Raw genomic sequence first — 23,362 nt, forward strand, 5'->3', positions numbered from 1 at the left:
ACCACCCTCCAAAGCCCTGTCATCCCGGACGGCCAAAGGCCGATCCGGGACCCAGGGCCATGCGCAGGGCAGACCGCGCCTAGGTGTCCGACGGGGGATGGGCCGCCAGCCAGGCCTCCAGCGCCTGCGCCGCCTCCGCGGCGCAGCCGCCCTGGTGGACCTGGGCGATGGCGTCCAGTGTCGTCACCGTCGTGGCCTCGGGGCAGATCCCGGCGCGGGTGCGCGTGGCGTAGAGGGCCGACTGCGGACGGCGCTCGGGCGGAGCCACGATGAGCCGCAGCACCGCCAGCCGCTCGGCCTCGGCCGTCGCGGCCTGGCGTCGTGGCAGGACGACACCGCCGGCGGCGCCCTTCACGCGGATGGTGTCGCCCGAGGCGTGCATGAGCGTCAGCGTCTGTCCCGGCGCCAACGCGACCTTGGCGCCCCCGTCATAGGCCGCGCCCCTGGCGATCGCGGGGTCGCTCGACGCCACGACGATGTAGTCGCGGGCCGCCGCCGCGCCGGCCACGGCGGCGAGGGCAAATCCCAGGAGAAGGCTGTTCAGGCGTCGGATCATCCTCGGAGAATGCGCGCCATGGTGGAGTTGAGCAACTCCGTCGAAACGCGCCCGACGCGAGCAGGCCCGAACGCTGATCGCCGAGTGTGGCGCGGCTTGCGGCGCGGCTCCGAGTGGGGTGCGGCGCAGCAACCTGCGACACTTTCAACTGCAACCGCCAATTGAGGTTAGCCTTAACCGGCGGTTAAGAGGTGGCGTTTTATGTTCGCCGCCAGAATGTCGAGGCAGGACGCTATGGTCAGCGTGCAGCTAAGAAATTCCGGCTCCGGGCTATGGACGCCGTTCACCTTGCCGACTTCGGTGCAGGTGGCTCAGACGATCGCGGCGGCGGTGAGGACACTCAACATCGCCGACCAGGTTCGTATTCAGCCGTCGGCGACCAATCAGCGGGTGGACGTGAAGGTCTAGCGTCCGGAAAGGTCGGTTCGCTCGTCCACGTCGAAGAGCACCCCGTCGTCGGGGGCTTCGACCAGGGCCACCCGCGCGCCCAACTCCTGCAGGATGGGCCGCGCGCCGACGTCGCCTGCCAGGCGCGCCACGTCCCTGAACAGTTCGCGTCCCAGTACGACCGGATTGCCCCGCCGCCCCGTGAAGACGGGTGCGGCGGCCGGCGCGCCCCCGGCCACCGCTTCGGCCAGCGGCTTCAGCACTGCGTGCGGCACGGACGGCATGTCTCCGAGGAACACGAACGCGCCAGCCGTGTCCGCCGGCAGGCTGGCGATTCCCGCGCGCAGCGAGGCCGCCATCCCTTCAGCGTGGTCCGGGGCATGGACCAGATGGATCGCCGGGTCGAACGCCCGGGCGCAGGCGCCGACCACGCCTGCGTCGGCGCCGGTGACGACGGTCACCGAGGCGATGGGCGCAGCGCGCGCGGCGCGGAGGGCGGCGTGCAGCAGCGGCGCCCCGCGCCAGTCGGCGAGCAGCTTGCCGCCGCCAAACCGCGAGCCTGTTCCGGCGGCCAGGACGACCGCCGCGAAGCTATCCCCTGTCCCCACGCGCGCTTCCCCCCTATCTTGCAGGCCGGATGACGCCCTACGACGACACCCTTGCGGCCGACAGGGCCGCGGCAGGCCCGCTGATCGACGAGCTGGGCCGAACGGTGACCTATTTGCGGCTCTCGGTCACCGATCGCTGCGACCTGCGCTGCGTCTATTGCATGTCCGAGCACATGACCTTCCTGCCCAAGGTCGAGGTCCTGACCCTGGAGGAGCTGGACCGCGTCGCGACGGCCTTCATCGGCCTGGGAACGCGCAAGCTGCGGCTGACCGGAGGCGAGCCCCTGGTGCGCAAGGGGATGATGGACCTGGTTCGCGGCCTCTCCCGTCACCGGGACTCTGGCGCGCTGGACGAACTGACCCTGACTACCAATGGCACGCGCCTGGCCGAATTCGCGGGCGAGCTGGCCGCGGCCGGCGTGCGCCGGATCAATGTCTCGCTCGACACCCTGAACCCGGGCCGCTTCCGGACGCTGACGCGGGGCGGCGACCTCTCCAAGGTGCTGGCCGGCCTGGACGCTGCGCAGGCCGCCGGCCTCGCGGTCAAGATCAACACCGTGGCGCTCAAGGACGACAACGCGGCCGAGATTCCCGACCTGATCGCCTGGGCGCATGGCCGCGGCTGCGACCTGACCCTGATCGAGACGATGCCCATGGGCGAGGTCGACGTGGACCGCACGGCCGACTTCGTCTCGCTCAAGGATCTCCGCGCCCATCTGGAGAGCTTCTGGACCCTCGAGGACCTGCCGCTCTCCACCGGCGGCCCCGCGCGCTATGTGCGTGTCGCGGAGACGGGGGGGCGCCTCGGCTTCATCACGCCGCTCAGCCACAATTTCTGCGAGGCCTGCAACCGCGTGCGCCTGACCTGCACCGGGACGCTGCACACCTGCCTCGGCCAGGATGACGCCACCGACCTTCGCGCGCTTCTGCGCGCAGGCGCGAGCGACGCCGAGCTGACGGCGGCGATCCGCACCGCCGTTCTCGGCAAGCCCCGAGGCCACGACTTCCAGATCGCGCGCGCCCGGCCGGCGGTGGCGCGGCACATGTCGACGACCGGGGGCTGATCCATGGCGCGCGTCCTGCTGTTCGGCTCGCTGCGCGACCTCGCGGGCTGGCGCGAGCGCGATGTCGAGGCCGCCTCGGTTTCCGTGCTCCGGGCCCAACTCGCCGGCGAGGATGAGGCTCTTGGCGCGGCGCTCGAAGGCCCGGGGGTGCAGGTGGCCGTCGACCAGGCGCTGGTGCGCGGCGATCTTGCCCTCTCCGCCGGCAGCGAAGTGGCGTTTCTCCCGCCGATGAGCGGCGGATGATCCGCCTCACGGACCAGCCCTTCGAGCCCGGGGCCCTGCTGTCGGAGTTCGCGCGGGGGCGCGAGGAAACCGGCGCCGTGGCCACCTTCACCGGCCTCGCGCGGGCGGAACAAGGCGCGACGGCGATTCTGGAACTGGAAGCCTATCCCGGCTTCACCGAGAGCGAGATCGGCAAGATCGCCGATCAGGCTCGGGAACGGTTCGGCCTGCACGATCTGCTGATCCTGCATCGCGTGGGAAAGATCGGTCCGGGCGAGCCCATCGTCTTCGTGGCGACCGCCGCCGGTCATCGCCGCGCCGCGTTCGAGGCCTGCGATTTCCTGATGGACTACCTGAAGAGCCGCGCCCCCTTCTGGAAGAAGGAACACGGCCCCGGTGGCCAGCGCTGGATCGAGCCCACGGCTCAGGACCACATCGACCGGGAGCGGTGGGACTGACCGACAGTTCGATATTTCTCGAATCATGTTCGAAGAACGTGTTCGCTGAACTATAATATCTATACATCGCCTCTTGCCCGAATTCGGGCAAGCTCGTTGTCTGCGCTCTATGGAGCAGCCAGAACACCCCTCGATGTCGGATGCGGGCGACCTGGACGATCTCGTGGCCCACGTGGCCCGGTCCAGCGACCTCGCGCCGTCGCAAGCGAGGCGGATCGTCGATGACGTGCTCACCTACCTGGGCGAGAGCCCCGAAGACTTCGTCCGGCGCCGGCACGCCGCGCTGCTCAAGCTGGGCCGGCGCAACGACGAGATCTACGCCCGCATCGCCGAGGAACTGGCCCAGCGCCGCTTCCCGGCTCCCGCCTACAGCCTCCGCCAGATCCGCCGCATTATCTACGGCTGAGGGTCGCGCCTGATGTGCGGGATCATCGGCTACATCGGGCCGCGCCAGGCCCTGCCACTGCTGGTCGAGGGGCTGCGGCGCGTCGAGTACCGGGGGTATGACAGCGCCGGCGTCGCCGTCGCCGACCGCGGCCGTCTGGCGGTCCACAAGCGCAAGGGGAAGGTCCGCGAGCTGGAGGACGTCCTGCCGCGCGAGTTGCCCGGAACGGTCGGGGTCGCCCACACCCGCTGGGCCACCCACGGCGCGCCCAGCGACCTCAACGCCCACCCGCATACCGACGCGTCTGGGCGGATCGGCGTGGTCCACAACGGCATCATCGAGAACGCGGCCGAGCTGAAAGCCCGCCTGGTCGCCGACGGGGTCACCTTCCTCTCCGAGACCGACACCGAGGTCCTGGCGCACCTGATCGGCCTGCGTCCCGAGGCCAGCCTGGTCGAAGCCGTCCGCGCCGCGCTGCGGCAGGTGAAGGGCGCCTACGGCGTCGCGGTCGTCGACGCGGCCCGGCCCGAAGCCATCGTGGCAGCCCGTAACGGCGGCCCCGTGGTGGTGGGTGTCGGCGAGGGCGAGATGTTCGTGGCTTCGGACGCCGCCGCCCTGATGGGCCACGCCCGCTCGGTCGCCCACCTGGACGACGGCGAGATCGCCGAAGTCCGCGCCGACGGCTTCACCGTGCTGACCCTCGACGGCGGCCAGACCACCAAAGCCACGCTGGAGCTCTCGGGCGACGCCCAGGGTTTCGACAAGGGCGACTACAGCCACTTCATGCGCAAGGAGATCGGCGAACAGCCCGAGGCGGTGCGGCGCACCCTGCTGGGCCGCCTGGACCGGCGCTTCTCCACGGCCCACCTCGGCGGCGTCGAGATGGCCGCCCGTGAGATGCTCGACGTCCGGCGTGTGAAGATCCTCGGCTGCGGCTCGGCCTACTTCGCGGGCGTCCTGGGGGCACACATGATCGAGCAACTGGCTCGCATCCCCGCCAGCGCAGAGCCCGCCTCGGAATTCCGCTACCGCAACCCAGTGATCGAGCCGGACACGCTCTACGTCGCCGTCAGCCAGTCGGGCGAGACCTTCGACACCCTGGCCGCTATCCAGGAGGTGAAGCGCAAGGGCGGCCGCGTGCTGGGCGTGATCAACAGCGTCGGCTCCACCATCGCCCGCGAGTGCGGCCGCGGCGTCTATCTGCACGCGGGGCCCGAGATCGCCGTGGTCTCCACCAAGACCTGGACGTCGACGGCGGTGGCTTTCGCCCTGCTCGCCCTCCAGTTCGGCCGGGTGCGCGACATGTCGGCCGGCCAGGGCGCGCGGCTGCTCGCGGCGCTGGACGCACTGCCGGACCAGATCGCCGGGATCGTGGCGCGCGAGGCCGAACTCGGCGCCCTCGCCGAGCGCCTCGCCCAGGCTGACCACGCCTATTTCCTGGGCCGCGCCGCCGGCTACGCGGTGGCGCAGGAGGGTGCATTGAAGCTCAAGGAGATCAGCTACCTCCACGCCGAGGCCTACGCTGCCTCGGAGCTGAAGCACGGCCCCCTGGCGCTGATCTCGGCCGAGACGCCGACGGTGATCGTCCTGCCCGACGACGACCTGCTGCCCAAGAACCTGTCGACCATCGCGGAGGTGCGGACCCGCGGCGGTCCAGTACTGGCCATCAGCCATCCGGGCGTCGTGGCCGAAGGGGTGGAGGCTAGCTTCGCCGTCCCGCGCTCCGAGCCCGAACTGGACCCGATCCTGCTGAACATCCCGCTCCAACTCCTGGCCTATCAGGTCGCCCAGGGCCTGGGGCGCGACATCGACCAGCCGCGCAACCTCGCGAAGTCCGTTACGGTGGAGTGAGCGGAGCGGCCGCCCTATCTGCTCGTCATGGCCGGCCTTGTCCTGCCCATCCAAAGGCGCGGGCGACTGCGGAACGGGCGTGCGGCGACGCCTCTGGTCCACCCTCGACGCCCGGTGTTTCTGGATCCCCGGGACAAGCCCGGGGATGACGTTCTAATTTGCGCGCGAAGGAGCTTCTCATGAACGCGTTGACCCCCGGCGGCCGGATCGACACCAGTCAGCAGATCAAGCCCGTGAAGGTGGCGGTGCTCACCATCTCCGACACCCGCGACGAGGAGAGTGACACCTCTGGTCACCTGCTGGCCAAGCGCGTCACCGACGCCGGCCACGAGTTGGTGGACAAGGCCATCGTGCCGGACAGCGTCGTGGCCATCCGCGAGAAGATCGAGGCTTGGGTCGCCACCGGCTTCGTGGAGGCCGTGGTGACCACGGGGGGCACTGGGATCACTGGCCGCGACGTGACGCCCGAGGCGGTCCGACCGCTGTTCGACAAGGAGCTCGACGGCTTTTCGGTGGTCTTCCACATGGTGAGCTACGCGTCGGTGGGCCTGTCGACGCTGCAGTCGCGGGCGCTGGCCGGCATCGTGAAGGGCGTGTTCGTCTTCTGCCTGCCGGGGTCGAACGGGGCGGTGAAGGATGGCTGGGACAAGGTGATCGCCCCCCAGCTCGACAGCCGGCACGCCCCCTGCAACATGGTCGAGCTCATGCCGCGGCTGATGGAACAGTGAGCCGCCTCACCCACATCGACGAAAGCGGCCGCGCCCGCATGGTCGACGTCTCGGACAAGGCCGCGACCACGCGCGAGGCGGCGGCTGAGGGGTTCGTCCGGATGACTCCGGAGACGTTGGCGCTCGCACTTTCGGGAGAGGGTCGGAAGGGCGACGTCCGCGCCGTCGCGGAGATCGCCGGGGTGATGGCCGCCAAGCGGACCTCGGACCTCATCCCCATGTGCCACCCGCTGCCGATTACCAAGGCCGAGGTGAAGATCGAGCCGGGCGAGGGCGGCCTCTCGGTGACCGCGCGGGTGAAGACCACAGGCCAGACCGGCGTGGAGATGGAGGCCCTGACCGCCGTTTCGGTCGCTTGCCTGACCCTCTACGACATGCTGAAGGCGGCCGAGAAGGGCATGGTCATCGAGGCGGTGCGCCTCGTCTCCAAGACCGGCGGCAAGAGCGGGGACTGGTCCGCTTCCTAGTGGCCGCCGTGCCCGGCGTGCTCCGTCGCGCCCTTGTGGTAGCGGCATGAGACGTTCGGGTTGAACGGCGTGAAGACCCCGTTCGGGTTGTCCCGGTAGATCCAGACGTGGCGGTCGTAGTGCGGGGCGAACATGTGCGCCTCGTCGATGGGCGTCACCGGATCGTCGGCCATGGCGTCCCAGGCGAGCCCGTGGAACGTCGGCGGCCCCTTGGCGCCGGTGGCGCGCCACGCAGCCTGGAAGACCAGGTTCTCCACCGCAACCAGCGCCATCGAGCCGTCGGCCTGCGGCTCGTAGATCAGGATCGCGGGCTTGCGGAAGTCGGTGTGGGTCCCGTTGCCGTTGACGCGCGGGTTCGGCGGCTCGGTGACGCCCACCAGGTCGGGGCGGAAATAGTGCACGCCCATAGCGCCCAGCACCGCGGGCTTTCCCATCATCTCGGCCGTGTCGCACATGTCGAACGGATCGCGGATGTAGCCCTCGGCCAGGGCGACCTTCACGTCCGTGAAGCGCTCGGTGAGCTTCCGCACTTCGGTCAGCGTCGGCTCTCCCGGCGCAGGGGCGGCGAAGGCGCCGGTGGCGCAGGCAGCAAGGATCAGGCCGAGTAAGGCCCTGGCGTGAGCCATCGGACTCCCCCTTCGGTTGGACTGGAACAGCTCGTCGCGAGCTGGGGGGAGTAAGCGTCACGCTCAGGCGCCGCTCAATCAGCGGTCCTGCACAGCGGCTCTGCGGCGACGCCGCATGCCTTCGAGTGTCGAGGGAGGTATCGCTGGCGCGCGCGGAGGCCTAGGCGGCGGCCCAGCTCAGGGCGTCGGGATCGTCGATCGCCATCTCGTCCCAGTCGAGGTCCGGCGGCGGGCTCATGGCGGCGGCGACCACGGCGCTCATCTCGGCCGCCGAGGTCACGCCCACCAGGACATGGCTGGCCTCGGGCCGCGTCAGGGCGAAGCCGAGGGCCGCCTGCAACGGATCGGACTTGCCCTCGGCGATCAGGCGGCGAGCGCGGGAGATCCGGCCGGCAGCGGCCTTGAGGTGGCTGGGCGCGCGATCGGGCGGCAGGAACAGGACGCCGTTAAGGAAGATCGAGCGCAGGTGCACCTCGATGCCCATCTCGGCGATGGTCGCGAGCGAGCCGTCCAGCAGCAGGCGCTGGTCCAGCAGCGAGGCGGGCGCCTGGACGAGGTCGGGCTTGAAGCGCCGCGCCACGCCGACCGGGTCGTCCGAGGCGTAGACCGGCACGCCGATGCGCTTGCACAGGCCTTGGTCCTTCAGTTCCTTGAGCTTGTCCCAGAGCTTGGGGCCCAGCGGCGAGAAGAGGTCGGTGGCCGACGGGGCGACGATGGCGTCCACCCGTTCGACGCCCAGGCGCAGCATCTGGGCGCGCAGCTCAGCTTCCACGACCTCGGGGCCGCGGTCCGGGCGGACGGCGGTCAGCGTCATGCGGAAGGGGTTGGGCTGGGGCAGGGCTCCGCGCAGCAGCCCGTCGGACGCGGTCGTACCGCGGGCGACCTCGAGCACGGCGAGGCCCGAGCGGCCGGCGATCGAGAGGATGTCGCGCGCCTCAGCGTCCCGCGGCTTGCCGCGCGGTCCGGGCGGCTGATCGAGACCGAACTGGCTGGTCCCGAGGCCGAGCTTGCTGAGGGTTGAGGTCATGCGCTCTGAAAAGCTTGGTCTATTCCGTTCCAATGGCCATTTTGCCGCAGGAAAGGCTAAGAAGCCGTATCCCTGCGAAGGTTAAGGCGTGATTGACCCTCTTCCCGAGTGGCCGATGTTCGGCGTGGCCGAGGACGTCCGTCCGGCCATGCGCAAGGCGGTGGCCGCGGGCCAGCCATTCGTGCTGGCGACCCTTGTCTCGGTGGAGGGCGGCGGGCCCCGTCCCGAAGGGACGCAGATGGTTTTCGCCCCGGGCATCCTGGCCGGCTACTTCTCTGGCGGCTGCGTCGAGGGCGACGTTGCGGGGCATGCCTGGGCGTGCCTGGCTGATTCAAAACCGCGCACACTCGTCTATGGCGAGGGAAGCCCCTGGCCCGACATCCGGCTGCTTTGCGGGGCCCGGATCGAGATCGTGCTGGAGCGGATCGCACCGGGTGATTCGGCCCTGACCGAGCTGCTGGCCGCCGAGGCCGAGCGACGGCCGGTGAGCTATGCCAGCGACGGGATTGCCAGGGTCTGCGCCGCCGAGGTCTCGCCTTGGCCCGAGGTGGTCGTCGAGAAGCGCTACGAGCCCACACCCCGGCTGGTGGTGATCGGGGGCGATCCCACGGCACTGGCCATCGCGGAGCTGGGCGTGAAGTCCGGCTTCGAGACCACGCTGGTGCGGCCGAAAGGCCCCGCCGCGCCGCCGCCCATCGCCGGGGTCGCCTATCGCCGGGAGGAGCCGGCGCAGGCGCTGGCGGCCATCGGCCTCGACCCCTGGACCAGCGTGGCGGTGGCGACCCACGACCTGGAGACCGACCGGGCGGCCCTCAAGGCGGCCCTGCCGTCCCACGCCGGCTACGTCGGCCTGCTGGGCGCCCGCCGCCGATTGGCCGGCCGGCTGCAGGAACTGCAACTCGAGGGGATGGCCGAAAGCACGCTCGCCCGGCTGCACGCCCCCATCGGCCTCGACATCGGCGGCAAGGCCCCGTTCGAGGTGGCCGTCTCGGTGATCGGCGAGATCACCGCCCTGCGCTACGCTCGCGATAGCGGCAGCACCTCCACGACCTCGCCCGCTGCGGCCGCAGGCGCATCGGCCGGTCGCTTGAGCAGCGCGTCGGCCAGCGAGAAGACGCTAACCAGCGACGAATCCTGATCGCGGAACGGCCGGGCGGTCACGATCCCGTCCTCGAACGCGAGCTTCGACCGCATCCAGTGCTCGCGCGGCCCGTTTGCGGGGAGGGGGGCGGACAACTTCGCCCCCATCATCCGTACGGAAGGGTCGGCGCCGGCATAGGCGGCGAGGATCGGCCGCAGGAACAGTTCGGCGCAGACCAGGGCCGAAGCGGGATTGCCGGGCAGGCCCAGCAGGCGGCGGCCGTCCCCCAGCGCGCCGAAGAAGGTGGGTTTGCCGGGCCGCACCGCGACGCTCGCGACCTTCATCTCCAGGCCGAGGGCCTCGGCGGCGGCGCGCACCAGGTCGTGGTCGCCCACGGAGGCGCCGCCGACGGTCACGACGAGGTCGCCATCGGCCTTCCGCAGGGCCTCGATCGTGGCGTCCAGGTCATCCCGCACGGCGCGCGCGCGGGCGACTTCGGCGCCCCAGCCGGCGATCAGGGCCGCCAGCGCCAGCGAACCGGAGTCGTAGATCTGGAACGGGCCGGGGATGGCGGGCGCCTCGACAATCTCCTCACCGGTGGAGAACAGGGCCACCTTCGGCCGACGCGTCACCGACAAGTCCGCGCGTCCGGCCGCCGCCGCCAGCGAAAGCCGCCACGGGTCGATCCGCTGGCCCCGCGCAAGCAGGGCGACGCCGGCCCGGAAATCCCCGCCCGCCGGCCGGACGTAGTGGCCGGACTTCACCAAGGGCACGGTGACGGTGTCGCCCGCCCGGCTGGCGTCTTCCTGGATAACCATGGCGTCGGCCCCCTCGGGCATGGCCGCGCCGGTGAAGATGCGCACGGTCTCGCCGGCCTGCATGACGCCCTCGAAGCCGTGACCCGCGGCGCTCTCGCCGACGATGCGCAACGCCCCCGGCGTGTCGGCCGACCGCACCGCCCAGCCGTCCATGGCCGAGGCGGCGAACGGCGGCTGGTCGCGCACGGCGGCGACGTCCTCGGCGAGCACGCGGCCGATCGAATCCTGGATCGCCACCGCTTCGGCAGGCAGGGCCCGGATTTCGCCCAGCATCCGCGCGCGGGCGCCTTCGACGGTTAGCAGCTTCATCAGACGGGCCTGTCGATCGCGGGCTGCGGCGGGGTGAACCACGCGGCGCCCTCGGCGGTGACCTGGAAGTGGTCCTCCAGGCGCACGCCGAACTGGCCCTCGATGACGATCATCGGCTCGTTCGAGAAGCACATGCCGGGGGCAAGCGGAGTCTGGTCGCCACGCACCAGATAGGGCGCCTCGTGGATCGACAGGCCGATGCCGTGGCCCGTCCTGTGGGGCAGGCCGGGGAGATCGTAGTCCGGGCTGAAGCCTTCGGCGGCCAGCACCCGGCGCGCCACCGCGTCGATCTCCTCGCAAGGGACGCCCGGCTTCACGGCGGCGAAGGCGGCGGCCTGGGCCTTCTTCTCCACAGCCCAGACGCGCAACTGGTCCTGGGTGGCCTGGCCGTAGACGTAGGTGCGGGTGATGTCGGAGTTGTAGCCCTGGACCCGGCAGCCGGTGTCGATCAGCACCAGGTCGTCGGGCTGCAGCTTCTGCTCGCCAGGCAGGCCGTGCGGATAGGCCGAAGCCTCGCCGAACTGCACCGCGCAGAACGATGAGCCGTCGTCGGCGCCGAGCGCCCGATGCGCCTGGTCGATGAAGCGGCGAACCTCGCCGGTGGTGATCCCGTCGCGCAGGATACGGGCCGCGCGGCGGTGGACCTCCAGGGTCATGGCCTTGGCCTGGGCCATCAGGGCGAGCTCGGCCGCCGACTTGATCGACCGGCAGCCGTCGATGACGGGCGCGGCGTTCGGCATCTCCACACCCGGCGCGGCCAGGCGCAGGGCGTCGAACATGGCGAAGGCCAGCGCCGGGTCGATGGCAAGGGAAGTCGCGCCCCAGTCGGCCAGAACCTCGGCGGCGAGGGCGGCGGGGTTCTCGTGCTCCTCCCAGAGCCGGAGCGGCGCCTCGATACCTAGGGACGCCCGGAGCGAGCCTTCCTCGAACCGCGGGCAGATCATCACCGGCTCGCCACGCTTCGGCAGCAACATCGCGACCATGCGCTCGGTGGCGTTCCAGCCGACCCCGGCGAAGTAGCGCAGCGAGGCGCCCGCCCCGACGATCAGGGCGTCGCTGGTCATCAGCGACTGGGCCTTGGCGAGGCGTTCCAGCCGCTCCTCGCGGGTGATCGCCGACGCGGGGTTGGGCCAGGGCCGAAGCTCGGCCAGCTCCTGCTCCGCGCTCGATCCGCCGATGTAGGTCATGGGACGCTCCTTCAGGCCGGAGAGGTATCGCGCCGGAGGGCGCGGCGCCACTGTCGGGGACGTGCAGCAGTTCGCGCCCCTTCCCGGGGTGGGAAGGTCGGGTGGGCGACGCCCGCGCTAAAAAGCCCACGGCCAAGCCGAACCGTCGGACGATTCAGGACTTTATGGCGGGCAGCACCGACCCCAGCGGAGGCTGCGCCACCCCCAACAGGAAGGACCTCGCCATGGGCCAGGACAACAATATGAACCAAGGTCAACAAGACCAGACCCGCCGCCCGCAGCAGCAGGACAACAACGCCCAGCAGCAGCAGCCCAGCCAGCAGAACCAGCAAGGCGACCGCGGCGGCCAGCAAGGCGAAATGGGCCAGCGCGAGCAAGGCGGTCAGGCCGACCAAGGCGGTCAGGCCGGCCAGGGCGGTCAGACTGGGCAAGCTAGCCAGGCCGGCCAATCGGGCCAGTCGGGCCAGGGCGGACAGGACCGCTGAACCAGGACGAAGCCTCCCCGCCGGCGGGGAGGCTTCACCTCATTCAGGCGCCGCGGGCGACGAACCAGCCGTTGCGGAAGCCTTCTGACGCCTTTCCGTACTGGAAGGGCCGTCCCTCAATCGTCAGAACCGAGCCGCCCGCCGCCTCGAGCACGGCATGGCCGGCCGCGATGTCCCATTCCATCGTGGGGCCGTGCCGGGGATAGACGTCGGCCGAGCCTTCGGCGATCCGACAGAACTTGATCGAGGAATCCATCGGCTCGCGCAGGTCGAAGCCGTATTCCTCGGCCAGCTTGACCGCGACCTCTTCCTTCATGGTGTGGCTGACCAGCGCGATGGCCGCGCCCTTCGGCCATGTGCGCGCGCAGACCTCGCTAGCAGGCCCGCCCCTCACACGTTTCCAGGCCTTGCCGCCCTTCGTGTACCAGGTCTCGCCCGTGGGGGGCGCGCAGACGGCGCCAGCGACCGGGCGGCCGTCCTGGATGAGCGCGATGTTCACGGTGAAGTTGGGGTCGCCGCGCACAAAGGCCTTGGTCCCGTCCAGGGGGTCCACCAGGAAGAAGCGCGGGCCGATGGCGTCAGGCGTCCCGAACTCGCTGGCGTCCTCCTCCGAGACCACGGGCACGTCGGGGAAATGGCGGGCCAGATGCTCCAGGATCAGTTTCTCGCCGCGCTGATCCGCCTCGGTGACGGGGCTCTCGTCGGCCTTGGTCAGCACCTCGACCCCCGACTTCCAGAGAGGAAGGATCAGGGCGGCGGCCGCCTCGCAGATCTCGGCGAGGATTTCGCCCACGTCGTCGTCGCTCAAAGTCGTCCTCAGCCTTTTGCGCGGGGATCGTCGCCGACGAACACGAGCGTCACCGCCCTGGCGTCGATCGTCCGCTTGCCCGCATGCTCGAAGTTCACGGTCACCCGGGGCCCGACGACGGACTGCACCTGGCCCAGCCCCCAGTCGCTCTCGGTCGGGTGACGCACCAGGACGCCCGGCTCCAGGAACGGATCCCCAAACGTCTCCATGGCGGGGTCTATAAGAGAGGCGGGGGCGTTTCCCCAAGGCGCAAATCGCGCCAAGGTTCGCCGTGATGACCGAACCAACCGCCCTCGCCGTGCGCCCCGCCGAGCTCGCCGCCTACCTGGCGGCGCGGATGTGCCACGACTTCATCAGCCCCGCGAGCGCGATCTCCTCGGGCCTCGACCTGCTGGAGGACCCCTCGGCGCAGGACATGCGCGAGGAGGCCATGGGGCTGATCAGCTCGTCGGCGAAGAAGCTGGCCGACCTGCTGTCGTTCTGCCGGGTGGCCTTCGGCGCGTCCGCCTCGGCCGAGACCTTCGACGTCCGCGACCTGGAAAAACTGGCGCAGGGCGTTTTCGCGCACATGCGGCCCGAATTGGAGTGGCTGGTCGACACCCCGGCGGTCAACAAGCCGGCGGCCCGCACGCTGCTGAACCTGTCGCAGATGGCGGGCGCGGCCTTGCCCACCGGCGGCGTGGCCAAGGTGCGGGCGGTGCAGGAGGGCGCCTCGGTGGCCATTGCCATCGAGTCCACCGGGCCGCGCGCCCGCCTTCGGCCGGAAGTCCTGGCCGGGCTCCAGGGCCAGCCGCTCGGCGAGGGGCTGCATGGGCACTGGGTGCAGGCTTACTATGTCCACCTGTTCGTCGGCGATGCCGGTGGCCGGGTGTTCGCCGACGTCCAGGATGACCGGGTCATCTTCGCCGCGACCTTGCCGGCCTGATAGCGCTCAGGCTTCGTATCGTCTGAGAATCGCCTTCGGCGCCGACAGCCGCCAGGCGTCGCGCAGCAAGGCCGCGAGTTCGTCGGCCTCCACCGCCTCCAGCCGCACCAGCACCGCCGGATAGCCGCGATAGTGGTCGTCGTCGAAGAAGCGCTCGGGGGCGGCCGCGATGAGCATCTCCTTGCGCGCCAGATCGCAACGGACCGCGAGAACCTCGGGGCGCGGGCGGCGAGGTCCCTTCGGACGCTCGCGCACGAGATAGGTCCAAGCGAAGCCCTTGCCGCCCACGGTGAAGCTCAGGGTGGCCTCGCCGGAGCCGTCGACGGCTTCCGGCAGCTTCAGGGCCATACGGCGAAGGGCGGGCGCATCCACCATGCCGCAGCTTACGCCCGCTTTCTGCGATCCGTTAACACGCGGCGTTAACCAAGGTGGCGCGACATAGGCTGCCTGACCGCCGGAGCCCGTAGTCCCTTGAAGACCTGCCTCGTCGTCGATGACAGCCGCGTGATCCGAAAGGTCTCGCGCCGCATCCTCGAGGACCTCGGCTTCGAGGTCGCCGAGGCGTCGGACGGCGTGGAGGCGATGGCCTGGTGCAGCGCCGTCATGCCCGACCTGGTGCTGCTGGACTGGCGCATGCCGGCGATGGATGGGCTGGAGTTCGTGAAGCGCCTGCGCGCCGAGCCCGGGGGCGATGCGCCCAAGGTCGTGTTCTGCTCGGTGGAGAACGACTTGGAGGCCATCCGCGAGGCGCTGGACGCCGGCGCCGACGAGTACATCATGAAGCCGTTCGACGGCGCGATCATCGCCGGCAAGCTCGACTATCTGGGACTGGCGGCATGATCCCGGCTCAGGACCGCGCCTATGTGGCCGCCGTCAGCCTGGAGCGCGCCGGCCTGCAGGTGGACCCGGAGAAGGCCTACCTGATCGACAGCCGCCTTGCGCCCCTGGCCCGCCGCGAATGCTTCAGTTCGGTGGAGGCGCTGATCGACGCGCTGCGCCACGGCGCCGACGACCGGCTGGTTTGGGCGGCGGTGGAGGCCATGGCGCTGCCGGAGACCGAATTCTTCCGCGACCATCGCGTATTCGCCGAGCTCGTGGAGGAGGTGATCCCCGTGCTGGCCGAGAGGCGCCAGGGTGAGCCCGTGCGGATCTGGAACGCGGCCTGCGGCACCGGCCAGGAGATCTATTCGCTGGCCATGCTGCTCGCCGACGCGCGCGGCGTCGGCAAGATGGAGCTGTTCGCGTCCGACCTTTCCGAACGCAGCCTGGAGAAAGCCCAGAGCGGCCGATACTCGCAGTTCGAGGTCCAGCGTGGTCTTCCGGCGCGCATGCTGGTGCGCCATTTCGAAAAGGACGGCGAGTGGTTCGCCCTGTCGCCACGTGTGCGCCAGATGGTGCGTTGGCGGCGTCTGAACCTGATGGACGAGCTGGACCGGATCGGCCAGTTCGACCTGATCCTCTGCCGCAACGTGCTCGGGCAGTTGGCGCCGGAGGCTGCTGGCCGGGTGCTGGAGCAGCTCGAAGCGGTCCTGGCCCCCGGTGGGGCGCTGCTGCTCGGGCCGAACGACCGGGCCGGAAAGGCGTTCGTTCGCGCCGCTCCGGACATGGCGCTGTACGCCGCGATGCCGACAGCCGCCTGAAACGCGAAAGGCCCCGGGCTTGCGCGCCGGGGCCCTCCTTGAATTTTGCGACTGGTCCTACCGCTTGGCGTCTTCGGCGGTGTTGGTCACCGCCTCGCCAGCGGACTTCACATCCTTGCCCGCACCCGAGACGGTGTTGCAGGCGGTGACGGCCAGGCTGGCGGCGGCGATGGCCAGCAGAACGAACTTGCGCATGAGGTAACTCCCGGGGGTTTGAATCTCTGCGCGGCAACGCTTCAGGCGGCGGCCTGGTTCCCCCGCGGGACGCCGGCCGGACGCTCGGCGGAAGGATTCGGGAAGATCAGCCGGGCCGTGACCCCTCCGGCCTCATTACGCGTGAGCTCCGCCCTGCCCCGGAGTTGCCGGGCGAAGGCGGTCATCAGCGTGCGGCCGACGCCGGCGGAGACAAGGGCGCTCTCGTCGGTCTCGCCATCGTCGCTGATCTCCAGCTCGGCCTCTTCCCCGCGGACCACGAAGTTCAGCCGCAACACCCCGCCGCGCGCCGTGAACGCATGCTTCTGGGCGTTGGTGATGGCCTCGACAGCGAACAGCGCCAGCGGCGCGAGCCGGTCGGGATCGATGACCAGCGGGTCGACCTTCAGTTCCGTCCGGACGGTCAGGCCGTGCGAGAGTTCGCCGTTGATGAGCTGGGCGGTGAGTTCCTCGAGGAACGGCCGCAGGTCGACGCGCTTGAGATCGGGGCCCTGGTAGAGCGCCCGGTAGATGAGGGCCAGGGCGGTGATCCGCTGGCGCGTGTCGCTCATGGCCGAGCGGGCGGCGGGATCCACCAGCGCGCGTTGCTGCATGTTCAGCAGGCTGGAGATGACCTGCAGGTTGTTCTTCACCCGGTGATGGATCTCGCGCATCAGCGCGTCCTTCTGAGCCAGGCTGTCGCGCAGGGACGCGTCGCGGCCGACGATGGCGTCGGCCATATCCTCCAGCGTCTCGGCCAATTCGCGGATCTCCCCCGGCATTTGCTCGGCCTGCACGGGCCGCACGCTGAGGCGGCCGCGGGCGTAGAGGGCGGCGATGCGCTGCAGGTAGACGATCCACCGGACGACGACTCGCTCGGTGACCACGGACACCGCCACCAGGGCCGAGAGGAAGGTCAGCAGCGGGAAGACGATGCCGGTGAGCGGGTTCAGCCGGGCCCACGAGAGGATGCCCGGCGAGGCCGCCGACAGCACCACATAGACCTCGTCGCCGACAACCGGCGCGGCCGAATAGACCCTCCGGCGGCCCTTGCCGTCCGAGCCGTACCAGACGAGCGTGCCACGGGCCTCGACCTTGGCGCGCCAGTCGGCCGGCAGGGCCGGGAACGCGCCGGGATCGGTGGTCGTGATGTAGCGGCCGGTCTTCTCCACCAGTCCCACTTCGGCGCCCTTGGGCAGCGAAGGGTCGGAAAGCTGGGGCTGCAGGCTCGACAGCGCGATCACCGCAGCGAAGGCGCCGTCGAAGGTCCCGTCGACCGTGCTGGCCCGGGCGGCGGTGAGCACCGCGGGTTCCTGGGCATAGGCCGAGCCGGGGTCGCGGGTGATCGAGATGGCTCGCCCCTCGGCGAGCTGCCGGAACCATGGCCGCTCGGCGCGCCCGAGGTCGGCCGGCACGCCGCCGGCCGCGCAGACCACCCGCCCCGACCGGTCGAACCGGATCAGGTTAAGGTAGCCGGGGATGCGCTCCGTCACCTGCTCCAGGCGCTTCTGGCACTGGAAGCCGACAGCGCCGGGCGCGAGCGTCTGCAGCAGGACGTCGGCGCTCTCCATCCGCGCGCGGGCGGTGGCTGCGCTTCGCTCGGCGGCGAAGCCGAGGTTCTGGCGCAGCTCCCGGCCTTCGCGCTGGAAGCCGATCGCGGACTGCAGAGCGCCGAGCACCAGCACCGGCAGCAGGCCGGCGGCCAGGGCCGCGATCAAGCGGACCCGGATCGTACTCAACGAACCGGTGGGCAAGCCTGGCATCGGGGACCGCGTCCTATCGGGCGGTGCTTAGACGCTCCGCATCGGCGAGGATAGAACGCATCGCGTCCCCCGCGGCGGCGCCGTCCCGTTCGTAGGCGCCTTCCTCGAGGATGGCATGGAGCGCCCGCCGCGCACGGCTCACACGGCTCTTCACCGTGCCGACCGCGCAGCCGCAGATCTCGGCCGCCTCCTCGTAGGCGAAGCCCCCGGCGCCCACCAGGATCAGCGCTTCGCGCTGTTCGGCCGGCAGCATGGCCATGCCCTGGCGAAGCTCGTCCAGCGCCACCGGGGCCTCAGGATCGTCTACGGCCACCAGAGTGCGTTCCGCCGCCTCCTGGTCGAGCTGGCTCTGCCGCCACGACCGTCGCTTCTCGGAATAGAACTGGTTGCGCAGGATCATGAAGGTCCAGGCCTTCATGTTCGTACCCATCTGGAAGCTGGCGCGCGCGTCCCAGGCCTTCATCATGGCGTCCTGCGCCAGGTCGTCGGCGGCGGTGGGGTCGCCGCACAGCGTGCGGGCAAAGGCGCGCAGGTGCGGGATAAGCTGCACCAGCTCGCGCTTGAAGGCGGCGTCGTCCGCGGCCGTACGGGGCGGGCGAACCTTTTCCACTGCGCCTTCCATCAGGCCTTCTCCGAGCCGCGCTCGTCGGCGCGGCGCAGGATTTCGAGGAATTCCTCGGGAACTTCCTCGTTGACCACCTCGTCGAACATCTGACGCAGGCGCACGCCAATCGCCTGCTGGCGCAGGCGGGCTTCATCAAGAGCTGCGGAGGCCTTGCGGCGCTCCGCTGTAGGACGTTGTTCGATCATCTCGTCGGCGCTCCGCTCGCGCGGAGTCCGCCCCCTCTCGTGTTCCTTGCGACTGCTCAACGCCCTTGTCCGAATTCGGGTTCCCGTCCGTTGAGGAACAAGATGCGGAAAACCGGCCGACAATGGAACCGGTTCCCAGCGATGACGTTTCCGAGCATCATGGGGTTCGGTCGGGGCGTGACCTCGCACCGGGCTGCCGTGTTCGAACTGCAATACGGGAGGGGTGAACCCTTGAGTCTTCTAGCCCGACTGGCGCCGCACCTGCCGTACGTGCGCCGTTACGCGCGCGCGCTGACTGGTGACCAGACCACCGGCGACCACTACGTGCGCGTGGCCCTCGAGGCCCTTGCGGCCGGCGAACGTACTCTTGAAGACAGCATGACGCCGCGCGTGGCGCTCTATCACGTCTTCCACGCCATCTGGTGCACCTCGGGCGCGCAGCTCGAAGGCCCGACCGATGACGATCCCGGCGTCGACGACGCCACCCGCCGCCTCATGCGCATCGCGCCGCGTTCGCGGCAGGCGTTCCTGCTCACCGCGCTCGAAGGCTTCACGCCGACGGAAGCCGCCCAGATCCTGGGCGCGGACTTCCCCGAGGTGGAACGGCTGATCGCCGAGGCCCAGGCCGAGATCGACGCCGAACTGGCCACCGACGTGCTCATTATCGAGGACGAGCCGGTGATCGCCGCCGACATCGAGGCGCTGGTCACCGAGCTGGGCCACACCGTCGTGGACATCGCGGCCACCCGCACCGAGGCGGTGGACGCCGTCGCGCGCAAGACCCCTGGTCTCGTGCTGGCTGACATCCAGCTCGCCGACGGCAGTTCGGGCATCGACGCGGTCAAGGACATCCTGCAGCGCTATGACGTGCCGGTGATCTTCATCACCGCCTTCCCGGAGCGTCTGCTGACCGGGGAGCGGCCCGAACCGACCTTCCTGATCACCAAGCCGTTCCAGCCGGAGACGGTGAAGGCCGCCATCGGCCAGGCCCTGTTCTTCCACCCGCGGCGGCAGAACAAGCAGGCCGCCTGAGGTCGCTTCCATCCAATGAGAAGGGCGCCGCTGTGAAGCGGCGCCCTTCTTGTTTGGGCCGTCCCCGTTAGCGTGACTGAGGGTTGGGTGGCGGCGGCTCGGGCGCGCCGTAGCCGCGGCCGTCGACGCTTTCCTGAGCTGAACCGGGCGGGCCTTCGTCGGCGGACTTCCAGGTCCAGGCGGCGAACATGCCGAGCGCGGCGAGCAACGTGCCGAACACCAGCACCCAGAACACCTGCCGGCCCCACCGCCCCTGTCGGGCGCGGGTTGCGTTCATCGCGGGGCGACCCTCGGTGTCGCGGGAGGAAAACGACATGGATCGGACTCCTTACTCGGAAGGGAAATAGCTGAACGGGCCCATCGGGCCGTCGTCCCCGGGGCTCGCGGATGAGAGATAGCCGAAGGCGGCGCCCGCGCCGGCGAGGCAGGCCAGGGCGGCCGCGACAGCGAGACGGCGGCGCTGGGCGACCGCGCGAGCGCTAGGGCTGCGCGCCAACTTGAAGCCGGTGGTGGCGACGAGGGAACTGCGCATGGGAGCCCTTTCCTGGCGGCGAGGGACTAACGCGCACGGCCAAGACGACGTTCCGGCGCGGCGGTTTCGCGTGCGAAGCGAAAAAATATCGCGAGGGCCCGGAACGGTTCGGGAAGAGAGGTGTTCTTCAAAGTGCGGAGGCGGCGACGCCCCCCCCGACTTGAGGCTGGCGAGCATGCCAGTCTGCCGTCTCCGCACCCCTTTTCTCGATGATGCACACCTGGGCGGACCTCACGGTCCGCCCTTCTCTTTGCGCGCGCCCCGGCCGCGCGATCGGGCGTCAGCAAAGCAGGTCGGCGCTTCGACTGATCTGATCCGACGGGGATGGGTTCTAGGGCCGGGAGAGCTTCAGGGTGACGTCCGCGCGCCGGCGGACCGGCGCGACCTTGCCGTCCGACGTTACCGACCCCGCCTGTCCAACGGCCGTCAGGTCGAATTCGGCGGGCGGCAGGCCGGCCTTCATTAAAGCGTTCGTCACCGCGGCGGCGCGCGCTTTGGACAGTTCCAAGTTGGCGGCGGGATCCCCCGCGGCGTCCGCCAACCCGACCACCCGCACGCCTTCCACCTTGCAGCGCCTGGCCTGGTTCGCCTGCATCGCTATGACGCGTCGGCCTTCGGGCGTGATCTGCGCAGCGTCGGGCTCGAAATAGACCGGGATTGTCACGTCCTGGCACGTTGGCGGCGCACGGACCACGCGGTCGCGCGCCGCCTTCATGGTCGTACACGCCGAAAGCCCCGTCGCGGCCACGAGGCCGATCACGATTGCCGTCTTCATCTCCAGCCCTCCCTGTTGTCAGAACGAGAAAAGGGCGGCCGGAGGCCCGACCGCCCTGTGTTCTAGTCCGGTTGCGGCCGACGCATCAGCGCGGCGTGCCGTTCTCCCAGTAGTACCGGCCGGTGCCTGGATCGTAGTAGTAATAGCGGCCGGCGCGCTCGTCATAGTACTGGCGACGGTTCGGCGTGTCCTTGCCGCAACCGCCTTCGTCGCGGCAACCCTTGACGGCGCCGACGGTGCCGCCGACAGCCGCGCCGACGGCCGCGCCGGTTCCAACGCCGACATCGCCCGAGATCGCGCCGATCGCCGCGCCGCCAAGCGCGCCGAGCGCCGCACCGCCCAGGGCGCTGCGTTCCGTATGGCCGGTGCTGGTGCAGGCGCTGACCAGGATGCCGGCGCCGGCGATAGCGATAAGAGGCTTCAACATTCGAATGGCTCTCCTTTGGGGTGTCCCCGGAGCCCGCCCGAAGCCGGCGCCGGATCACTCTGGAGCGCCTCCGGACCCTTGGGCAGGGACGCGCTCTGGCCGGAAAACGCGTCGCCACCTTCGCAGTTCCGCCCGGAACCAAGGCTCTCGGGCGCCGTTGCAGCCGGGGAACACTTTCGGAGACGTAGCCGTGACCTCCTACAGCGACCGCGACGCCGAGCGCGCTGACCTTCGGCAAGCCTATGAACTCGGCCGCCGCGACGCCGTGAAGTCGCGTCGCCGCCACCCGGTCCTCATGACGTTCCTGATCCTCGCCGCGGCGGTGGGGCTGGTGGTCATGGCGTTGGCCGCGGTGAACGGATCGTTCGGCGGCGCGGGCACGGTCGTCGACCAGAACCTTGCCACAGCGGCCGACCAGGCCGAACCTGTCGTGCGCAATGCTGCGGCCGAAGCGGGCCAGGCCGTGCGCGACGTGACCACGACCGACCGGACCCAAACGCCTGCCACAAACTGACGCTGACGCGCCCACCCGCCCACGCCTCGGCAAGATCGAGGTCGTCGCCAACATTGCTTCCGGCAGCGTGGGCCCGAGTGCGCCTGCCGAACTGGAGAAGCTGCTCGCCGAGCATGGCGTCACAGCGCGCGTGCGCACGCCCCAGCCCGGGGAGCTGGTCGGCGAATTGCGACGCGCCGTCGACGCGGGGCCGGATCTGCTGATCACCCTCGCCGGCGATGGCACGGTGAGGGCGGCCGCCGAACTCTGCGGGCCCAATGGCCCGATGATCGCGCCGCTGCCCGGCGGAACCATGAACATGATGCCGCACGCGGTGTACGGGCAGCGAGCCTGGCCCGAGGCGCTGCATCTGGCCCTTGAGACCGGGCGCGAGCGGGACCTTGGCGGCGGCTGCATCGAAGGGCGTCGCTTCCTGTGCGCGGCGATCCTGGGCTCACCAGCGCGTCTGGCGCCAGCGCGCGAGGCGGCGCGGCACGGGCGTCTTCTAGAGGCCTTCGCGAACACCCGGCACGCTCTGGAGCGCGCCTTCACGGGACGCCTGCGCTACCGGCTGGACGGCAAGCCGCGGCAGAAGGCCGAGGCCCTGGTGCTGATCTGTCCGATCGCCTCGAAGGTGATGCGCGCCGAGGACCCGATGCTGGAGGCGGCGGCGCTCAATCCGAACGGGGCAGGCGAAATCCTGCGACTTGGGCTGAACGCCCTGGTCCGTGACTGGCGGGTGGACCCGGCGGTCGAGGACGAGTTCTGCAAGCGCGCCCAGGTCTGGGCGGCGCAAGGCATCCCCGCGCTGCTTGACGGCGAGAGCGTGCGCCTCACCAGCGTCGTCGACGTGCGTTACGACCCCAAGGTCTGCCGGGTGCTGACGCCGCCGAAGGATGAGCGCGCCGGATGAAGGTTCGCCTCGCGCACCTGTCGGACATTCACTTCGGCGGCGAGAATTCCGAGGCCGTCGCGGCGGCGGGCGAGCGGATCCGCTCCGGCGGCTTCGACGTGACGATCGTCTCCGGCGACCTGACGCGCTACGCCGAAGTCGCGGAGTTCGAGGCTGCCGCATCGTGGCTGGCGTCGCTTCCCCAGCCCCGCCTGGTCACGCCCGGCAACCACGATGCCCCTTACCTCGCCTGGGCCGAGCGCATCCTCGCGCCCTTCCGCCGCTTCGAGCGCTACATCGGACCGGCGCCGGCCCAGACCTGGCGGAAGGATGGGATCGCCGTTTGTGGCGTCAACACCGCCCGCGGCGCGCAGCCAAGGCTGAACTGGTCCAAGGGCCAGATCGCCCGCAGACAGGCCAAGACCGCGGCTGAGTGGTTCGAGGAATCGGACGCGCTCCGGATCGTCGTCGTGCACCACCCGCTCATCGAGATGATAGGCGGGCCGATGACGGCGCGGGTCTGGGGTGGGGAGGCCGCGGCCGACGTGTTCACCGCGGCGAAGGTGGACCTGGTGCTGTCGGGGCACATCCACGCGCCCTTCACGTGGCCCTACCCACACGGCGACGGGCGCACCTATGCGGTGGGCGCCGGCACGCTGTCGATCCGCGAGCGGGGCGTTCCGCCGAGCTATAACGAAGTCGAGGTCGAGGACGGCTGCATCCGCGTGACCGCCCTCGCCTGGACGGGCTCACACTACGAGCCCTATCGGACCTGGGCGCTCGACAAGCGATAGCGCCCAGCCGGCCTTGCGGG

The 23,362-nt window shown here is 70.3% G+C and carries 33 protein-coding genes and 1 pseudogene; 17 read left to right on the forward strand and 17 right to left on the reverse strand.

Features of this window, described 5'->3' with window-relative positions:
* Positions 1-79: 79 nt before the first annotated feature.
* Positions 80-556 carry a hypothetical protein gene (locus Q0L11_RS12820; RefSeq protein WP_296597724.1) on the reverse strand — a complete coding sequence of 159 codons (477 nt, stop codon included), beginning with the start codon at positions 554-556 and terminating at the stop codon, positions 80-82.
* Positions 557-757: 201 nt separating this feature from the next.
* Between Q0L11_RS12820 and Q0L11_RS12825 the strand changes: the two genes are divergently transcribed.
* Positions 758-964 carry a hypothetical protein gene (locus Q0L11_RS12825; protein WP_296597725.1) on the forward strand — a complete coding sequence of 69 codons (207 nt, stop codon included), beginning with the start codon at positions 758-760 and terminating at the stop codon, positions 962-964.
* Here Q0L11_RS12825 and Q0L11_RS12830 read toward each other — a convergent pair.
* A complete protein-coding gene (locus Q0L11_RS12830) occupies positions 961-1,551 on the reverse strand; it encodes a nucleotidyltransferase family protein (protein ID WP_296597727.1) in 591 nt (196 codons plus the stop codon). The two genes, Q0L11_RS12825 and Q0L11_RS12830, sit on opposite strands and share 4 nt — an antisense overlap.
* A 29-nt stretch (positions 1,552-1,580) precedes the next feature.
* On the opposite strand from Q0L11_RS12830, the gene moaA reads away from it, so the two are divergent.
* The 7 genes from moaA (at position 1,581) to moaC (ending at position 6,726) form a co-directional block, all read left to right on the forward strand.
* Positions 1,581-2,615, forward strand: coding sequence for a GTP 3',8-cyclase MoaA (gene moaA, locus Q0L11_RS12835; RefSeq protein WP_296597729.1), 1,035 nt, complete (start codon positions 1,581-1,583; stop codon positions 2,613-2,615).
* Positions 2,616-2,618: 3 nt separating this feature from the next.
* Positions 2,619-2,858, forward strand: coding sequence for a MoaD/ThiS family protein (locus tag Q0L11_RS12840; RefSeq protein WP_296597730.1), 240 nt, complete (start codon positions 2,619-2,621; stop codon positions 2,856-2,858).
* Positions 2,855-3,295, forward strand: a complete 441-nt coding sequence (locus Q0L11_RS12845; RefSeq protein WP_296597731.1) for a molybdenum cofactor biosynthesis protein MoaE — start codon at positions 2,855-2,857, stop codon at positions 3,293-3,295. Before Q0L11_RS12840 ends, Q0L11_RS12845 begins: the two co-directional genes overlap by 4 nt.
* 133 nt (positions 3,296-3,428) lie before the next feature.
* Positions 3,429-3,701 (forward strand): hypothetical protein, encoded by a 273-nt coding sequence (locus Q0L11_RS12850; protein ID WP_296597732.1) that lies wholly within the window; start codon positions 3,429-3,431, stop codon positions 3,699-3,701.
* Between the two features lie 12 nt (positions 3,702-3,713).
* The gene (gene glmS, locus Q0L11_RS12855; protein WP_296597733.1) at positions 3,714-5,531 is read left to right on the forward strand and encodes a glutamine--fructose-6-phosphate transaminase (isomerizing); all 1,818 of its coding nucleotides are present in this window, start codon (positions 3,714-3,716) and stop codon (positions 5,529-5,531) included.
* Between the two features lie 179 nt (positions 5,532-5,710).
* Positions 5,711-6,259, forward strand: a complete 549-nt coding sequence (gene moaB, locus Q0L11_RS12860) for a molybdenum cofactor biosynthesis protein B (RefSeq protein WP_296597734.1) — start codon at positions 5,711-5,713, stop codon at positions 6,257-6,259.
* Positions 6,256-6,726, forward strand: a complete 471-nt coding sequence (moaC, locus tag Q0L11_RS12865; protein ID WP_296597735.1) for a cyclic pyranopterin monophosphate synthase MoaC — start codon at positions 6,256-6,258, stop codon at positions 6,724-6,726. Before moaB ends, moaC begins: the two co-directional genes overlap by 4 nt.
* Here moaC and Q0L11_RS12870 read toward each other — a convergent pair.
* Positions 6,723-7,352, reverse strand: coding sequence for a hypothetical protein (locus Q0L11_RS12870; protein ID WP_296597737.1), 630 nt, complete (start codon positions 7,350-7,352; stop codon positions 6,723-6,725). The two genes, moaC and Q0L11_RS12870, sit on opposite strands and share 4 nt — an antisense overlap.
* Before the next feature lie 160 nt (positions 7,353-7,512).
* A complete protein-coding gene (locus Q0L11_RS12875; protein WP_296597739.1) occupies positions 7,513-8,379 on the reverse strand; it encodes a bifunctional regulator KidO in 867 nt (288 codons plus the stop codon).
* Between the two features lie 148 nt (positions 8,380-8,527).
* Between Q0L11_RS12875 and Q0L11_RS12880 the strand changes: the two are divergent.
* Positions 8,528-9,373 (forward strand): annotated as a pseudogene (locus tag Q0L11_RS12880) (XdhC family protein); the annotation flags it as partial.
* 23 nt (positions 9,374-9,396) lie between these two features.
* Here the strand turns inward: Q0L11_RS12880 and glp are convergent.
* Positions 9,397-10,587 carry a gephyrin-like molybdotransferase Glp gene (glp, locus tag Q0L11_RS12885; RefSeq protein ID WP_296597740.1) on the reverse strand — a complete coding sequence of 397 codons (1,191 nt, stop codon included), beginning with the start codon at positions 10,585-10,587 and terminating at the stop codon, positions 9,397-9,399.
* Positions 10,587-11,774 (reverse strand): Xaa-Pro peptidase family protein, encoded by a 1,188-nt coding sequence (locus Q0L11_RS12890; RefSeq protein WP_296597741.1) that lies wholly within the window; start codon positions 11,772-11,774, stop codon positions 10,587-10,589. The genes glp and Q0L11_RS12890 overlap by 1 nt, the downstream gene beginning before the upstream one ends.
* A gap of 101 nt (positions 11,775-11,875) precedes the next feature.
* Here Q0L11_RS12890 and Q0L11_RS12895 point away from each other — a divergent pair, with 101 nt between their 5' ends.
* Positions 11,876-12,259 (forward strand): hypothetical protein, encoded by a 384-nt coding sequence (locus Q0L11_RS12895; RefSeq protein ID WP_296597742.1) that lies wholly within the window; start codon positions 11,876-11,878, stop codon positions 12,257-12,259.
* 43 nt (positions 12,260-12,302) lie between these two features.
* Here Q0L11_RS12895 and cysQ read toward each other — a convergent pair whose 3' ends face one another.
* Positions 12,303-13,067, reverse strand: a complete 765-nt coding sequence (cysQ, locus tag Q0L11_RS12900; protein WP_296597744.1) for a 3'(2'),5'-bisphosphate nucleotidase CysQ — start codon at positions 13,065-13,067, stop codon at positions 12,303-12,305.
* An 8-nt stretch (positions 13,068-13,075) separates the two neighbouring features.
* Positions 13,076-13,276 carry a DUF3553 domain-containing protein gene (locus Q0L11_RS12905; RefSeq protein WP_296597746.1) on the reverse strand — a complete coding sequence of 67 codons (201 nt, stop codon included), beginning with the start codon at positions 13,274-13,276 and terminating at the stop codon, positions 13,076-13,078.
* 65 nt (positions 13,277-13,341) lie between these two features.
* Between Q0L11_RS12905 and chpT the strand changes: the two genes are divergently transcribed.
* Entirely contained in the window at positions 13,342-13,992 is a 651-nt protein-coding gene (gene chpT / locus Q0L11_RS12910; RefSeq protein WP_296597747.1) for a histidine phosphotransferase ChpT, read from the forward strand.
* Positions 13,993-13,998: 6 nt separating this feature from the next.
* On the opposite strand, the gene Q0L11_RS12915 is transcribed toward chpT, so the two are convergent.
* Positions 13,999-14,367 (reverse strand): MmcQ/YjbR family DNA-binding protein, encoded by a 369-nt coding sequence (locus Q0L11_RS12915; protein ID WP_296597748.1) that lies wholly within the window; start codon positions 14,365-14,367, stop codon positions 13,999-14,001.
* Positions 14,368-14,463: 96 nt separating this feature from the next.
* Here Q0L11_RS12915 and Q0L11_RS12920 point away from each other — a divergent pair, with 96 nt between their 5' ends.
* Together Q0L11_RS12920 and Q0L11_RS12925 are read left to right on the forward strand one after the other, a co-directional pair.
* Positions 14,464-14,832: a response regulator gene (locus Q0L11_RS12920; RefSeq protein ID WP_296597749.1), complete on the forward strand. Its 369-nt coding sequence runs from the start codon at positions 14,464-14,466 to the stop codon at positions 14,830-14,832.
* Positions 14,829-15,632, forward strand: a complete 804-nt coding sequence (locus Q0L11_RS12925) for a protein-glutamate O-methyltransferase CheR (protein ID WP_296597750.1) — start codon at positions 14,829-14,831, stop codon at positions 15,630-15,632. The genes Q0L11_RS12920 and Q0L11_RS12925 overlap by 4 nt, the downstream gene beginning before the upstream one ends.
* 57 nt (positions 15,633-15,689) lie before the next feature.
* Here Q0L11_RS12925 and Q0L11_RS12930 read toward each other — a convergent pair whose 3' ends face one another.
* The 4 genes from Q0L11_RS12930 to Q0L11_RS12945 are packed head-to-tail and all read right to left on the reverse strand — an operon-like array spanning position 15,690 to position 18,397.
* Positions 15,690-15,827 carry an entericidin A/B family lipoprotein gene (locus Q0L11_RS12930; RefSeq protein WP_296597751.1) on the reverse strand — a complete coding sequence of 46 codons (138 nt, stop codon included), beginning with the start codon at positions 15,825-15,827 and terminating at the stop codon, positions 15,690-15,692.
* A 41-nt stretch (positions 15,828-15,868) separates the two neighbouring features.
* Positions 15,869-17,542, reverse strand: coding sequence for a sensor histidine kinase (locus Q0L11_RS12935; RefSeq protein ID WP_367183414.1), 1,674 nt, complete (start codon positions 17,540-17,542; stop codon positions 15,869-15,871).
* Between the two features lie 58 nt (positions 17,543-17,600).
* Positions 17,601-18,209, reverse strand: a complete 609-nt coding sequence (locus tag Q0L11_RS12940) for a sigma-70 family RNA polymerase sigma factor (RefSeq protein WP_296597753.1) — start codon at positions 18,207-18,209, stop codon at positions 17,601-17,603.
* Complete coding sequence (locus Q0L11_RS12945) at positions 18,209-18,397, reverse strand: NepR family anti-sigma factor (RefSeq protein WP_296597755.1); 189 nt, start codon at positions 18,395-18,397, stop codon at positions 18,209-18,211. Before Q0L11_RS12945 ends, Q0L11_RS12940 begins: the two co-directional genes overlap by 1 nt.
* A 231-nt stretch (positions 18,398-18,628) precedes the next feature.
* On the opposite strand from Q0L11_RS12945, the gene Q0L11_RS12950 reads away from it, so the two are divergent.
* Positions 18,629-19,429, forward strand: coding sequence for a response regulator (locus Q0L11_RS12950; protein ID WP_296597756.1), 801 nt, complete (start codon positions 18,629-18,631; stop codon positions 19,427-19,429).
* A gap of 67 nt (positions 19,430-19,496) precedes the next feature.
* On the opposite strand, the gene Q0L11_RS12955 is transcribed toward Q0L11_RS12950, so the two are convergent.
* The 4 genes from Q0L11_RS12955 to Q0L11_RS12970 all read right to left on the reverse strand — a co-directional run bounded on the left by Q0L11_RS12955 (position 19,497) and on the right by Q0L11_RS12970 (position 21,163).
* Positions 19,497-19,745, reverse strand: a complete 249-nt coding sequence (locus tag Q0L11_RS12955; protein ID WP_296597758.1) for a hypothetical protein — start codon at positions 19,743-19,745, stop codon at positions 19,497-19,499.
* Positions 19,746-19,757: 12 nt separating this feature from the next.
* Positions 19,758-19,961, reverse strand: a complete 204-nt coding sequence (locus Q0L11_RS12960) for a hypothetical protein (RefSeq protein ID WP_296597760.1) — start codon at positions 19,959-19,961, stop codon at positions 19,758-19,760.
* A gap of 331 nt (positions 19,962-20,292) precedes the next feature.
* Complete coding sequence (locus Q0L11_RS12965; protein ID WP_296597761.1) at positions 20,293-20,736, reverse strand: OmpA family protein; 444 nt, start codon at positions 20,734-20,736, stop codon at positions 20,293-20,295.
* Positions 20,737-20,821: 85 nt separating this feature from the next.
* Positions 20,822-21,163 carry a YMGG-like glycine zipper-containing protein gene (locus tag Q0L11_RS12970; protein WP_296597762.1) on the reverse strand — a complete coding sequence of 114 codons (342 nt, stop codon included), beginning with the start codon at positions 21,161-21,163 and terminating at the stop codon, positions 20,822-20,824.
* A gap of 190 nt (positions 21,164-21,353) precedes the next feature.
* Here Q0L11_RS12970 and Q0L11_RS12975 point away from each other — a divergent pair, with 190 nt between their 5' ends.
* The 3 genes from Q0L11_RS12975 to Q0L11_RS12985 are packed head-to-tail and all read left to right on the forward strand — an operon-like array spanning position 21,354 to position 23,342.
* A complete protein-coding gene (locus Q0L11_RS12975) occupies positions 21,354-21,677 on the forward strand; it encodes a hypothetical protein (RefSeq protein WP_296597764.1) in 324 nt (107 codons plus the stop codon).
* Positions 21,678-21,729: 52 nt separating this feature from the next.
* Positions 21,730-22,569 carry a diacylglycerol kinase family protein gene (locus Q0L11_RS12980; protein WP_296597781.1) on the forward strand — a complete coding sequence of 280 codons (840 nt, stop codon included), beginning with the start codon at positions 21,730-21,732 and terminating at the stop codon, positions 22,567-22,569.
* Entirely contained in the window at positions 22,566-23,342 is a 777-nt protein-coding gene (locus Q0L11_RS12985) for a metallophosphoesterase (protein ID WP_296597765.1), read from the forward strand. The genes Q0L11_RS12980 and Q0L11_RS12985 overlap by 4 nt, the downstream gene beginning before the upstream one ends.
* The last annotated feature ends 20 nt before the right edge of the window (positions 23,343-23,362 follow it).

The sequence above is a fragment of the Phenylobacterium sp. genome (assembly GCF_024508875.1).
GTDB lineage: Bacteria > Pseudomonadota > Alphaproteobacteria > Caulobacterales > Caulobacteraceae > Phenylobacterium.

Bases quoted from the DNA above. Each gene is read 5' to 3' on its own strand.
- Q0L11_RS12985 (WP_296597765.1), top strand. From the start codon at position 22,566: ATGAAGGTTCGCCTCGCGCACCTGTCGGACATTCACTTCGGCGGCGAG.
- Q0L11_RS12850 (WP_296597732.1), top strand. From the start codon at position 3,429: ATGTCGGATGCGGGCGACCTGGACGATCTCGTGGCCCACGTGGCCCGG.
- Q0L11_RS12840 (WP_296597730.1), top strand. From the start codon at position 2,619: ATGGCGCGCGTCCTGCTGTTCGGCTCGCTGCGCGACCTCGCGGGCTGG.
- Q0L11_RS12890 (WP_296597741.1), bottom strand. From the start codon at position 11,774: ATGACCTACATCGGCGGATCGAGCGCGGAGCAGGAGCTGGCCGAGCTT.
- Q0L11_RS12905 (WP_296597746.1), bottom strand. From the start codon at position 13,276: ATGGAGACGTTTGGGGATCCGTTCCTGGAGCCGGGCGTCCTGGTGCGT.
- moaA (WP_296597729.1), top strand. From the start codon at position 1,581: ATGACGCCCTACGACGACACCCTTGCGGCCGACAGGGCCGCGGCAGGC.
- Q0L11_RS12845 (WP_296597731.1), top strand. From the start codon at position 2,855: ATGATCCGCCTCACGGACCAGCCCTTCGAGCCCGGGGCCCTGCTGTCG.
- Q0L11_RS12970 (WP_296597762.1), bottom strand. From the start codon at position 21,163: ATGTTGAAGCCTCTTATCGCTATCGCCGGCGCCGGCATCCTGGTCAGC.
- Q0L11_RS12925 (WP_296597750.1), top strand. From the start codon at position 14,829: ATGATCCCGGCTCAGGACCGCGCCTATGTGGCCGCCGTCAGCCTGGAG.
- glmS (WP_296597733.1), top strand. From the start codon at position 3,714: ATGTGCGGGATCATCGGCTACATCGGGCCGCGCCAGGCCCTGCCACTG.
- Q0L11_RS12930 (WP_296597751.1), bottom strand. From the start codon at position 15,827: ATGCGCAAGTTCGTTCTGCTGGCCATCGCCGCCGCCAGCCTGGCCGTC.
- Q0L11_RS12965 (WP_296597761.1), bottom strand. From the start codon at position 20,736: ATGAAGACGGCAATCGTGATCGGCCTCGTGGCCGCGACGGGGCTTTCG.
- Q0L11_RS12960 (WP_296597760.1), bottom strand. From the start codon at position 19,961: ATGCGCAGTTCCCTCGTCGCCACCACCGGCTTCAAGTTGGCGCGCAGC.
- Q0L11_RS12825 (WP_296597725.1), top strand. From the start codon at position 758: ATGTTCGCCGCCAGAATGTCGAGGCAGGACGCTATGGTCAGCGTGCAG.
- Q0L11_RS12875 (WP_296597739.1), bottom strand. From the start codon at position 8,379: ATGACCTCAACCCTCAGCAAGCTCGGCCTCGGGACCAGCCAGTTCGGT.
- Q0L11_RS12955 (WP_296597758.1), bottom strand. From the start codon at position 19,745: ATGTCGTTTTCCTCCCGCGACACCGAGGGTCGCCCCGCGATGAACGCA.
- Q0L11_RS12820 (WP_296597724.1), bottom strand. From the start codon at position 556: ATGATCCGACGCCTGAACAGCCTTCTCCTGGGATTTGCCCTCGCCGCC.
- Q0L11_RS12915 (WP_296597748.1), bottom strand. From the start codon at position 14,367: ATGGTGGATGCGCCCGCCCTTCGCCGTATGGCCCTGAAGCTGCCGGAA.
- Q0L11_RS12870 (WP_296597737.1), bottom strand. From the start codon at position 7,352: ATGGCTCACGCCAGGGCCTTACTCGGCCTGATCCTTGCTGCCTGCGCC.
- moaB (WP_296597734.1), top strand. From the start codon at position 5,711: ATGAACGCGTTGACCCCCGGCGGCCGGATCGACACCAGTCAGCAGATC.
- chpT (WP_296597747.1), top strand. From the start codon at position 13,342: ATGACCGAACCAACCGCCCTCGCCGTGCGCCCCGCCGAGCTCGCCGCC.
- glp (WP_296597740.1), bottom strand. From the start codon at position 10,587: ATGAAGCTGCTAACCGTCGAAGGCGCCCGCGCGCGGATGCTGGGCGAA.
- Q0L11_RS12940 (WP_296597753.1), bottom strand. From the start codon at position 18,209: ATGGAAGGCGCAGTGGAAAAGGTTCGCCCGCCCCGTACGGCCGCGGAC.
- Q0L11_RS12945 (WP_296597755.1), bottom strand. From the start codon at position 18,397: ATGATCGAACAACGTCCTACAGCGGAGCGCCGCAAGGCCTCCGCAGCT.